General features: G+C 36.4%; 13 protein-coding genes. 4 read left to right on the top strand and 9 right to left on the bottom strand.

Annotated features, from left to right (window positions below):
* Positions 1–107 precede the first annotated feature (107 nt).
* Positions 108–719: a recombinase family protein gene (locus tag ACE01R_RS16910; protein ID WP_015060246.1), complete on the top strand. Its 612-nt coding sequence runs from the start codon at positions 108–110 to the stop codon at positions 717–719.
* Between the two features lie 189 nt (positions 720–908).
* Here ACE01R_RS16910 and ACE01R_RS16915 read toward each other — a convergent pair whose 3' ends face one another.
* From ACE01R_RS16915 to ACE01R_RS16950, 8 genes are all read right to left on the bottom strand, one after another.
* A complete protein-coding gene (locus ACE01R_RS16915; RefSeq protein ID WP_000155092.1) occupies positions 909–1,793 on the bottom strand; it encodes an Mph(E) family macrolide 2'-phosphotransferase in 885 nt (294 codons plus the stop codon).
* A gap of 55 nt (positions 1,794–1,848) precedes the next feature.
* Positions 1,849–3,324: an ABC-F type ribosomal protection protein Msr(E) gene (gene msr(E), locus ACE01R_RS16920; protein ID WP_000052512.1), complete on the bottom strand. Its 1,476-nt coding sequence runs from the start codon at positions 3,322–3,324 to the stop codon at positions 1,849–1,851.
* Positions 3,325–3,920: 596 nt separating this feature from the next.
* A complete protein-coding gene (locus ACE01R_RS16925) occupies positions 3,921–4,064 on the bottom strand; it encodes a hypothetical protein (RefSeq protein ID WP_001125248.1) in 144 nt (47 codons plus the stop codon).
* Between the two features lie 12 nt (positions 4,065–4,076).
* Positions 4,077–4,652: a plasmid replication DNA-binding protein gene (locus ACE01R_RS16930; RefSeq protein ID WP_096911069.1), complete on the bottom strand. Its 576-nt coding sequence runs from the start codon at positions 4,650–4,652 to the stop codon at positions 4,077–4,079.
* Entirely contained in the window at positions 4,645–5,595 is a 951-nt protein-coding gene (repM, locus tag ACE01R_RS16935) for a replication initiation protein RepM (protein ID WP_096911070.1), read from the bottom strand. The genes ACE01R_RS16930 and repM overlap by 8 nt, the downstream gene beginning before the upstream one ends.
* A 534-nt stretch (positions 5,596–6,129) precedes the next feature.
* Positions 6,130–7,182: a MobA/MobL family protein gene (locus tag ACE01R_RS16940; protein ID WP_104221583.1), complete on the bottom strand. Its 1,053-nt coding sequence runs from the start codon at positions 7,180–7,182 to the stop codon at positions 6,130–6,132.
* Positions 7,175–7,936 carry a hypothetical protein gene (locus ACE01R_RS16945; protein ID WP_395552672.1) on the bottom strand — a complete coding sequence of 254 codons (762 nt, stop codon included), beginning with the start codon at positions 7,934–7,936 and terminating at the stop codon, positions 7,175–7,177. The genes ACE01R_RS16940 and ACE01R_RS16945 overlap by 8 nt, the downstream gene beginning before the upstream one ends.
* A gap of 542 nt (positions 7,937–8,478) precedes the next feature.
* Entirely contained in the window at positions 8,479–8,724 is a 246-nt protein-coding gene (locus ACE01R_RS16950) for a hypothetical protein (RefSeq protein ID WP_004282220.1), read from the bottom strand.
* A 154-nt stretch (positions 8,725–8,878) separates the two neighbouring features.
* On the opposite strand from ACE01R_RS16950, the gene ACE01R_RS16955 reads away from it, so the two are divergent.
* From ACE01R_RS16955 to ACE01R_RS16965, 3 genes are all read left to right on the top strand, one after another.
* Positions 8,879–9,103, top strand: coding sequence for a hypothetical protein (locus ACE01R_RS16955; protein WP_004758944.1), 225 nt, complete (start codon positions 8,879–8,881; stop codon positions 9,101–9,103).
* 353 nt (positions 9,104–9,456) lie between these two features.
* A complete protein-coding gene (locus tag ACE01R_RS16960; RefSeq protein ID WP_395552673.1) occupies positions 9,457–9,759 on the top strand; it encodes a hypothetical protein in 303 nt (100 codons plus the stop codon).
* The gene (locus ACE01R_RS16965; RefSeq protein ID WP_395552674.1) at positions 9,756–10,670 is read left to right on the top strand and encodes a DNA adenine methylase; all 915 of its coding nucleotides are present in this window, start codon (positions 9,756–9,758) and stop codon (positions 10,668–10,670) included. Before ACE01R_RS16960 ends, ACE01R_RS16965 begins: the two co-directional genes overlap by 4 nt.
* On the opposite strand, the gene ACE01R_RS16970 is transcribed toward ACE01R_RS16965, so the two are convergent.
* Entirely contained in the window at positions 10,603–11,313 is a 711-nt protein-coding gene (locus ACE01R_RS16970; RefSeq protein WP_395552675.1) for a hypothetical protein, read from the bottom strand. The two genes, ACE01R_RS16965 and ACE01R_RS16970, sit on opposite strands and share 68 nt — an antisense overlap.
* Positions 11,314–11,885: the final 572 nt, after the last annotated feature.

Consider the following 11,885-nt stretch of genomic DNA (forward strand, 5'->3'; position numbering starts at 1 on the left):
ACTATACCTGAATGATAGCGAGCCAAATCGCATACAATATCTATCATTAGACTTAATGCAATAATTAAATGATAGTATTATCATTAATCTAATAGAATTAAGATTAAATGATAGAAATGAATACACGTATTTATCTACGAGCTTCAACTAAAGATCAAGATGCAGAAAGGGCTTTGCAGATTCTTCAGGATCTAAACCAAAACTTGAATTTGGGTGAAACCATTGTGTACGTGGAAAACTATAGTGGTACGAAGTTAGACCGACCTGAATTGAATAAGCTACTGTCAGAAGCAAATCAAGGTGACACATTGTTAGTTGAAAGTATTGACCGCTTATCACGCCTAACCCAACGAGATTTTCAAGAGCTGAAGCGCAGGATCCAGGAGAAGGGACTTCGTTTAGTCGTAGCAGATCTTCCTACTACCTACCAAATGATTCAAACCAGTGACAGCATTACTCATTCAATCTTGGAACTCATCAACAATATGTTGATTGATCTTCTGGCAACAATGGCCCGCCTAGACAATGAGAAACGTATAGAACGTATTAAGCAGGGCCTGGCACGTTCGGGTTACAAACCAACAGGCAAGAAGGCAAATGAGGCTAAACATAAACGAATAAAAGAATTGCTAGTAGTTGGCAATATGACTAAGGAAGAAATTGCCAAAGCAGTGAATTGTGGAGTTGCAACTGTCTATCGAGTTGCTAAAGTTATCTAAAAGAGGCTTATCTCAACGCGCCCCCAATGGGGCACCGCTGCATTCAGGTTACTTCACATAAGAAATTTTATGTTAAATGATTGTTAGAAATGCCCCTTGATCGAGGCATTTTCTATAAAGAATACTAAAAACTAATTAAAGCCAACCAAGTTTCAAAACAAGGCAGTTCTCAGCAATCATATTTTTAAATTATATAACTCCCAACTGAGCTTTTGCTCCAACGATAAGGCTTTCATTTTGAGTTTCTAAGGCAAATAAACCATACATCAAAGGAGAGGCCGCTGCTCTTTCTAAAGTCTGTTCATATAGTTTATTCCAAACTTTACCCCCTAGTTTTTCATACTCGATGATTAGAGTTTTGAGGCTTTCTTCTCCAAACAAAGTTACATGCCCAGCAAAATCAATCGCTGGGTCATCTATATGGGCTGTTGACCAATCAATAACGCCTGAAACAGCTCCATCCTTTGAAGCTAGTACATGCCCAGCATATAAATCGCCATGTATAAATTGGGTGAAATCTGCCCATAGAACATCATTATCCAACCATTTTCTGTAGCGGGTTTCCAATTGCTCACTTATACCAATTTCAGATTTTACTAACTGCAAATTGTTTGCTATTTCAGGTCTTAAATCTGAAGGTTTCATAATTTTCAAATCATTTTCCCGAACTTCTTTTTCAGGAATACTATGGATTTCAAATAAGGTTTTTGCCAAAGATGTTATGTATTTCGGGCTATCTTTGTCCATATTCCAAATTATTTCATAGGTTTCAGCATCCAAATTTAAAACAGGATTATCTTTAAGTATGGGATAAGCCACTAATTCTGTAGATGAAATTCTCCAATCAGGAACCTCTACAGAAAGATGTTTTTTTACCAATTCTAAAATGCGTTTTTCTTTCTTGATTTGTTCCCTCATGCCATCACGACGAGGAATACGCAGCAACCATTGTTGCCCCTTTGTATCAAGAGCAAAAACGACCTTAAAATCAATGCCCATTTCATTGAAATTCATTTTGTCCGTAAGCAACAAGCCGTGTGCTTCAGCAAGTGATTGAATATCTTGAATTGTCATTTTTAATTTCCTTTAAAGAGTTCAATAATTAATGTTCGGATTAGATTGGCTATCATTAACAATCTCTCTCAAAAGTCTTGATGATTTTGTGGTCTTTGATCTCGTAGATAATGTCAGCAATATTATCGACCAATTGCTTGTCATGAGATACGAAGATAATAGTTCCTGCATAGGACTTCATCATTGTTTCTAATGCGGCAATACTTTTTAGGTCAAGATAGTTTCCTGGTTCATCCATAAGCAAAATATTATATTTTCCTAAAAGCATTTTGGATAAAAGCAGTTTGATGATTTCACCTCCCGATAAGTCGGATAAGTTTTTTTGAATATCATTCGCTCCGATCCCCATTGAAGCCAATACTGCACGAATTTCCGCAACTGTGTACTCGCACTCTTCCTGCATAAAGGAGAGCACAGATTTATGCGTGTTAAATTTATATCCTGTTTGTGTAAAGTAGCCAATTTCAGCTTTTGGAGATATGGTTAATCCATCAGCACGTTCTGATATCATTTTTAACAAGGACGTTTTCCCTGTTCCATTCGATCCAGTTATAGCGACTTTAGCGCCAAGCGGTATTATAAAGTTAGCGTCATCAAAGATAGTACGGCTACCAAATTTTAAGCTCAGACCATCTGCCGTAATCGGGAACTTATTGTGCAGTTCTAGGGCTGAACTTTGACGAAAACGAATAGAACGCAAATGCTCTGGTGCTTGAATATCTTCTAATGCAGCCAAACGCTTTTCCATACTCTTAGCTGCCTGATACAGTTTTCTTTGCTTGGTGCCAGTCATTTTTGCATGCCCAAGTCGTCCAGCACTTTCGGTAGAGTTTTTGGATTTTTCTCCTTTTTTCTTATTGTCTAATCGATTAGCTTGCTGGCGTTTTTCTTGCACAGCAGATTCTAATCGCTCCCGTTCCTTCATCATCAGCTCATATTCTACGGCTTGGTGTTGTCGCTCTTCTTCTTTTTGACGCAAGTAATCCGAGTAACCACCCCAATATTCCGTAATTTTACCGTCTTTTAACTCCCATATCTTGTCTACAACCATATCAAGAAAATATCGGTCATGACTGATAACAAGTAATGCTCCATCAAATGCTTTAAGTTGACCAATAAGTAGATCTATTCCATTGAGATCAAGGTGGCTGGTTGGTTCATCCGCTAGAATGCCATGTACTTGTTGGGAAAATGCGGCAGCAATTTTTGCACGAGTTTCCTCTCCGCCACTCATTGTGTCGTTTTGTACATTGGAAACACCAAGGCGAGATAACATTGCCCGGTCTTCGACCGTTTCTATTTCGATTCCGCCCAGTTGGCTGATATGTGCAAAATCACCAAAACGCTGTAATGTCGCTTCGGCTAAAACAATTTCGCCATTAAGTACTTTGAGTAAACTACTCTTTCCTGCTCCGTTATCACCCACAAGACCAATACGGTCATAAGAGTGAATTTCCAATTCATCAATATCCAAAACATCACGCCCAGCATAATCCAAGCGTATGTTTCTCGCTTTAATAATTAAACTCATTTTTATTTACTCCTGTTTAGCTCTTGAAATTTTTTATGCAGCAAACAGGATTTAGGTGAAAACAAAAGCTAGCATCACAGTGTCCTCCCAAAAAAAAAGCTATTCATCCACAGGGTGGACAAATAGCTAGTCAATTAAGTTATAACTGGAAACTATGCACTAAAAGCATACTTATAAATTAAGCATACTTTTACTTTATATATCCGCATATATTCTTAAAGACACAACAAAAGCCCACCATTATAAAATAGTGTCACTATGCAAATAGTTGTGTCTTAACGAATGCGGATAGAATGCATAAACTTACCTAAAAAATAAAATTCAGTTTTATGATAACTTTACTGTTAAAAGAAGTCTAGACAACCTTGTTTTATGCTTGGATATAAGGCTTATTTTAAAATAATAGTAGTGAAGATTTTCTAAAATTAACATAATACACCTTATACGAAATGCGTTCTAATTATCTTTAGAAATCAATGCTGTAGTTACATGATTTTAGCCCACATACCCTCTGGTGGGCTTTTTTTATGACTTTTCACGTTCCACGCCTATTATTTAAGCAATGTTCCACACTTTTGATTAGCTCAATTGAATAATCACGATGCCTGGTCTTTTTCTTTTTGGCGTTCATTCAGTTCTTTTTTGAGCGCCTTTTTATCCTGGTACGATGCAATCAGCATGATCGGGATTAACAGCGGGGCCACAATAATTCCCAGGGCAATGTCTTTCAGTTTCGGCATGATCTTTCTCCCTTAGTCATTATCGAAAACAGCATTCAGCACACGGCCAAATAAGCCACGTTTTTTAGGTTGTGGCACTGCCACATTTTGCAACGTGGCATGCTGTAGCGTTTGGGTGTGGTATGCTGTAGTTTCTTGTTGTGGCACTGCCACATTTTCTACAATATTTAATTCATTATTCTTTTTATTATCATTGTCTTGTTGTCTTGTCGCATGCTGTGGCATATCGGGGTCGCATGCCGTAGCATCTTGTTGTGGCGCTGCCGTGGCGGGTGCAACAGTTTTTAACTCAATAAGCGTCTGCATACGGTCGATTTGCTGCATTAAACGCTCTTCACGTTCTTGGTATTTTTTAACTTCATTTTCTAAATGAATAATGAGTTTTTTTGTAGATTCATCGCTATCTGATGTAGAAGATTCAATTTGTTGAGATGTTTGCTCAGGCTCCCCAAAGCATCTAATCACTTCCGAAAGGTCAAATTGACCATCACTAGAGCGTGATAAACGCCCATTACGTACAGCTCTGTAAATGGTTGACCTATCAATATGAAATTTTTTAGATACTTCACTTAGCGATAACTTAGCCATTTACGGTGTCCTTTTTATTTGATGGCATGTATCCCACTTTTTTTAGGTATGGGGCTAGTTCTTTGATTTTTTCAGAGTCTTGTAGCATCTCAGCAATACGAACAGCAAATTGAGGATAGCTTTCAGTTCCTTGTGAATAGCGACCCATTTCAGGGAGCTCTGAAAGTTTGTTTGCAAACATATGCCGTTGAGCATCGGTCATCTTTGAAGAAAGGTCTAAGGTATTCGGATCTCTTTCTATTGATGGATTATCCTTTTTCTTCTGTTTAAACGTAAAAGAAAAACCTGAAATTGATCGACCTCTTTTGTGTTGTTCATACTTCACTGTGATATCTGTATGTTCGTTAATTTGTTTAATAGCAAGCTCAAGTACACTAGTTTTAAAGCGTTCCATACGCTTGTACTCTGTATCGAGTACTCCAATTCTTTGACGGAAATCACTTAACTCTATAATTGGAGTAGAGCCAGTACTTCTCCAAGCAATTAATAACTCATATAAACGAACAGCATAAGCACTACTGAGATTGCTAACTTGCTGCAATTCATATTTAGTGAAATGCTCTTCTAAGCGCGTAATTAATGGAACTATGGCAGGGGCAAAAATAAGCTTAACTACGGCTTCATTATCTACATATCCAATTTCACTAACCCAACGGGATCTATAGTTCTCAATATTCCCTCTTTCATTTATTTTTTGATAGCTGAATTGTCTTGCGAATAAATCATTACAGGCATCTTTTAATGCTTGGTAAGCGGTATTGCGATGTACGCCAAATTGATTGACATAGCTTTCTGCATGGACTGTTAATGGATCATTAGCATTAATCCCTTTGCCACTTTCTCTTGCCTCAACAATAGCCAATAAGATTAAACGTTGTTCTACTAAATCTAAGTTATAGCTTGCATTAATTAAGGCATTGTCTTTTACAACTAATTCTCTCATGAAGCACCAATATTATTTATTATGCTATGACACATTAATTAATTATAGTGCTATAAGCAAGGTAAACGGTGTCATATTGCAAGGTAAACGGTGTCATATTGCAAGGTAAACGGTGTCATATTGCAAAGTAAACGGTGTCATATAACCCTTGAAAGCATTGTGAGCAAAGGCTTTCAGTATGTCTAAAAGCATTTAAAAGCTTTAAAATAATTAAAAGCCCAAGGAGTGAAAAATTGCCCTTGGTTTTCGCTACGCTCAAACTCTATTGAATCTCGCTATCGCTCGATTCGTCGGGGCAATTTTTAGGTTAATGTTTCCGTGAATTTGAGGAAAAGCAGAAGCAAGATCAAAAGCAACTCGGAATTCGCTTCGCTCATAAAGCCTTTTTACTCGCTACGCTCGGTCTAGGCTCAATTTTTTACATGTGATTTACGCTTATTTAGGCTTCACAGCCTAAAAAGCTGTTTTTCAGAGAGTCTAGGCGCGAATTTTGCTGATGTCGCTCGTAGACACTCGCTTTGCTCATCTTGGTTTTTACATCGAAAAGTTAAAGCCAGTGTCTTTTTTAATAGTCGGTGTTGGTTTATTTTCAGGAGTGAGATTGAGTTCTTGATTCTTAAAGGATGGATCAACTAAAGCTTGTTGCTGTTGAATCGCGGTTATTTCTACTGAGTGGGTATCTGGATTTAAACTCTTCAATAAGGCTGTTACTTCTAAACTGCTATACGGCTGGTCATTCACACTGTAAAAAGGTTTAGCACTGAGGTTGAGTTCCTGGTGTTTCTGGAGTTGTTCTCGTTCAAATTCTTGTTGGTTATGCTCGCGGATTTGTTTGATCTGCTCTAAATATTCAGGTGTATTGTTTTGATTGCCAACTCCAAGCTTGGGTTCGGCAATGTAAAAGGTGCCGTGATCTAAATTATATTGTTTATAACTTGAAGACGATACTCGATTGGGGATGTTGATCTCTTGTCCATCGATTTGGTAAGTCAAGGTCGGGGCATATTGGCGTAAGGCATCATTCATATAGTTTTCCCACTCCTTGCGGATATACAGTAAGAATGAACGGTAGTTGTCAAAGCCTTCATCAAGTTGTCTTTTTTTCGCCCCGCCTTTTTCCGGGTTTTTCGGATTAAAGCGTTTGAAGTAGGTTTCTGGCGTGCGGTCAAGGCCATCATTGGCTTTCAAAGACAACATGAGATGACAATGCGGTTGATCAATGCCGCCAATTCTCGATTTAACGTTGTGTATGGCGTAAGAATGCGGATATTGGTGACTGGCTACGTGTTCATTTAAAAATGCCTCTACCAGTGTTTTACGCTGTTCTGGTGTAAGTTCATTGGGGAGAGCCAATTCATATTCCATGTAGACTTTGGCATTGGCTCGCTCATGGGTATCTGCTGCTTTCCAGAAGTCAGCAGGATCTTTCGCCCAAGATGGCATACAACCACCCGGTTCAATATGTTCTAAAACTTCTTGGCTTTTGACACGCACATGCTGATATTTTTCTAATCGAGCAATATAGAAATAATGTTCGAGTGCATAGCCTTTGGGTTTGTCTCTTAGTTGCAGGTGATAGCTAGCCATTTTCTGCCATTGTCCTAATAATCTGCTTTAAGTAAATCGGCAAACCATCTTCGTCGCGATAGTCTGTGAGTTGATCTAAAACCAGTGGAAATAAGTTCTTGGCTTTAGTGTCACTGAGGCCAACATTGAGCATTTCTTGAAAAATGATCGTATTGCGATTGGCTAAATTAAATTGAATATCTTCATTAAAAATGGCACGAATCATTTGTGCTGCGGTCAGTTTGGTGACATCAATATTTTTTGTTTTTAACAAGGCTAATAGTGCTCCTCCTAATTCAAATTTTTTCTTGTTATCAGCATTCCGTTTTGCTTTATTTTCTTTCTTCTCGAGCTGGTTGAGATACAGTTTTAAGCTATTTTCATCGACTTTGTTGTCTTTAAAACGAAGATATTGAGTTGCCATTGTTTTAAGCACATTCAGTGTCTGATCTTCACGAGTGCTTTGGTATTGTTGATATAACTCGACGAACTTTTTTTGAAAGAAATCATGCGATGTAGTTTTACAAAGTTGTTGATAAAGCAGTTCAACTTTTTGAAGCTCTCTAAATGGTTTAATGGCTTGTTTTACGATGACTAATGCAGTTGGTGACAAGTTCTGCATTTCAAATTGAGATGCTTGAATTTCACGAACTGCATTTTGAGTGACTTGATCCCAAATTTTATACTTTCTCACATAGTCGACATAGGCCTTTAACTCTAGTTGATTGAGTAAAAGGGCTGGTCGTCCACGTTTTTTAAAATCAGAGTTTTGCATTTTAACAAGAAATCCATTCGCTTCAATTTCATTATGCTTTGTAGCATAACTTATTGGGCGAATGGATTTAATTAATAAAAAATAAAATTAATTTTATTTTTTATTAATTCGCACTTAACAGTTTCTCTTCGAGAAACTACAGTCCGTGAGGGAATCCTTCCCCTCAACCCCTGGGCATCAGCAGCTTAGGTATTGAACCTAAGCTGCTGATATTTAAGCAATATGCTTAAATTTTAAAATCAAAACAATCCTGTGCTTTTCGCTTAAATTGCGCTTGTTTCCGGCAAAAAAGATGTCCGTTGCTGCATTTTCAGTTTCGTTTCTACAAAAACGGTTCTGTTACCGAATTTTCAGTTTTATTTCTGCAAAAAAAAAGTCTGTTGCTGCACTTTTAGTTTCGTTATTACACTTTGCTTGATCGTGTTAGCAACGATTAAAACAAGTCTTAGATTTATACGTGACAATAAAAAGCCAGTTGTATGAACTGGCTGTTATTTGGGATTTACTTACCCATTTCGATTTTTTACCGTGCCTCTCATAAATTAACAGTCAAAGCTGAAGAAGTGTTCTGGGAAACAAGAAACAAAGGCTTTTTGAATATCGCTGTACTCACACTCAGGATGCTTCTCTAAATAACGTCGAGTCCAAATCAGTGTGGCTTCATAATCATTAAAGCACTGATCGAGTTGTAAAAAAATCCACAGTTCATGGGCTTTTTGAATGAAAAAGTCATTGATGATCATGAGAGCAATTTTCTTTTCAGTGTTTGAATCCGGGTATGAGTACATATTACATTATCTCCGATAACAAGGATAAATAGGTTAGTTGATAAGCTATTTATAACACATAAAATTATGTGTTTACCACATAATTTTATGTGTTTTTATGTAAGTATAACCCTATGCTATAATCTCAAAACACCATTTCTATAAATTTAATTAAATGCCATATACTGAATTTCAACGTCTTGTCGGTAAAGCAGGGCTTTCAATTAAGGAATTTGCTGCCTTATTGGATATGAAACCTAATTCGATTACGAATTACAGTAAACAAGGTGTGGTTCCTACACATATTGCTGTAATCGTTGCGTTGATTTCTACGATGAAAGATGAGGGATTAGATTTCTATCCAATTTTTGAAAAAGTTAAGTCGTATTCACAAGAATAAAGCTCTCGTTTTTTGATTGTTGTAAGCTTTTTAGTAGATATTGATGATGTAAAAAATGCCTGAACTTCAGGCATTTTTTTGTTTCAGGGACTTATAAGCCTCGATAGAACTTTTCAATAAAGTATCGAGTTTTGAGAACCAGGGTGATCATCAAATTCTTATGTTCTGAGATCTTAGGTCGAGCATTCGGTAAACCGGACATTTCTATTTTGGGCTTACAGATGAATTTCGCATAAGAGATTTATGTTAAATAGTGCGACAATCTAGGTCGCCAATTGTTTAAATTAGAATAGACAATAGCATGCTTTAAATCATATAATAGCATGCTTTAATTCTGGGATTTAGTAAAATCTATGTTGTCATTTTCAAAACCAAGCCCTGTAGAAGATGCAGCAATCGAGATATTAAAGAACTATCCTGAAGGGTTAATATCGACGGAATTAGTTGCCAAGATAAAAGAACATTTACCAGATAAGCTGAATGGTTCAAATCCGGATAAGTCATTTTATTCAATCATTTATAGACGAGAAAATAAGAGACAAATTTTAGGTATACCAAGAGTCTTTTTTATCACTAAAAAAGAAAAAAGCTTATCTCGAACTAAAAGAGATACACAACTTTTGTATAAATTGAACTTAAGTGGAGGTAAAAAATGAAAATTCCTCATGTTTTGCCTTATCAAGGTAGTAAGAGAAAGCTGGCTCCACAAATATTAGAACTAATCGATTTTCACGTTGATACTTTATATGAGCCTTTTGCAGGGTCTGCTGCACTTACTATAGCTGCATCTAATCAAGAAATAGCAAACAAATATGTTTTTGGTGACAAATTAGGTGTGGTTTCAGATTTATGGGATTTAGTGATTAATGACCCTGCATCTTTAGCTGATGAATATGAAAAGATTTGGACATCTCAGCTAGATGATCCTACTAAATATTATAACTTTATTAGGGCGGAATTTAATAAAGTCCATAACCCTTGTTATTTTCTGTATTTAGCTGCTAGATGTGTAAAAAATGCCATTAGATTTAATTCCCAAGGAGATTTTAATCAAGGAATGGATAAGCGAAGATTAGGAACAAATCCTAAAAAAATGAGAAAAGAGATTTTTGAAACGCATTCATTACTAACTGGGAAATCTGAAGTCAGGAAAGGTGACTTTACCGAAATTATTAAAGATGCCATGCCTAATGATTTAATTTATATGGATCCGCCTTGGCAAGGCACTAGTGAAAAATCGAATCCACGATATGCTTTTCTTCTACAATTAGATGAACTAATAGCTAACTTTGAGGATTTAAATAAAAGAAATATTCCATATATAGTTAGCTTTGATGGCGTGTGTGGTGATAAAAGCTATGGTAAAGACCTCCCTGCATATCTAAATTTGAAAAAACTATTAATCAATGCAGGTAGATCTACGCAATCAACTTTATTGGGCCATGATTCCGTAACTCTAGAATCATTGTATTTATCTAAAGCTTTTGTTGAAAAGTCATCTAATCTGATAAGAGATGAATTAGTACGTCCTTTAGAGTCAAACCTTCAGCTTCAGCTTGCAGTTTGAGTTTTTCAAGAATTGCAACTTCTTCATTTTGAAAAACCAAGTCCAAGCGCTGTTCTTGTCTTAATGCTACATGGGTATACTTTTCTGGATATGCCCAATAGCAACTTTGACAAATAGTAATGTCTTTTTGACCCAGTAAATTTGAGCAATGTTCACATTCCCATGATTTTTGTCTTTGTGCCGCTGCACAAAGAAGCATGAAATGATGTGGAGTCCTTTGAGTTCCAGACATTTCTCCTGCTACTTCGTATGGAATTCTATGATCTATTTGGAGATATTTAGCATCATATGGTTCTAATGTAATGCCACACTTTTCACCATATTTTTGAATAAGTTCATTTTTAAATGCTTTAGAGAAAACTTGCCGTCCACCTAGTTTGTTCTTCTCAATTTGGCTTTCATCACCAAAAACATATCGAGCTATGCTCTTTCCATTAATGTTAACTCTTTGAGTAATTAAAGGGATTCCTTGTTCACGGACATCTCGTATAGCTCTTGGAGGGTGTTCATATCCAAGAGCTTTAATATCATCAGTAGTGATGGATCCATGTTTTACAAGATAGTCTAAGACTGTTTTAGGACGTAAAGCCGTTACTTTGGAAATTTGCTCTTTCAGGGCTTTAGAAATTTTAGGTTTGGTCAATTTAAGTTCCCTTTCTATATTTTGAGGGAAAGTATAGGATTTATAAAATAAAAGTGAATATATATTTAATATTACAGACATTTATATGATGAGAAAGAATTAATAGTGTAAAAAATAAAAAACCCCAGCATCCTGCCGGAGTTTTTTATTGTGCGATCTTTGGTAGGTGCTGCTCTACCTCACAATCCTAGTGTTAGAACTTATTATTGTTGTTTTTTGCTCCGGAACATCCTGTTCCTGTATGAATCTATCGTAGGGATATTCTAGCTATCCTGATAGCCGCAAAGAACTGGAATTTGAGTAAGCCAAAGCGTACAAAGTGCCTGAAATTTATCCACAAGAAATGGGGATAATTTTGAACATTCACGCATTGATAAAATTTAAAAAATCGCAAAATCGACTACTTTTTAAACAAAATTATTGGCAAGAACTATCAAAACCGCCTAAAAAAAAGCCGACTTGTTTCAAAATCGACTTTTTGCTGATTTCTTAGTCATGACTAAATTTTTAAGTTATTGATATTTATATTAATATACAAGTGTACTTCGTATAACCACCATTATGTTAAATAG

The organism is Acinetobacter sp. BSP-28 (assembly GCF_044130285.1).
Taxonomy (GTDB): domain Bacteria; phylum Pseudomonadota; class Gammaproteobacteria; order Pseudomonadales; family Moraxellaceae; genus Acinetobacter.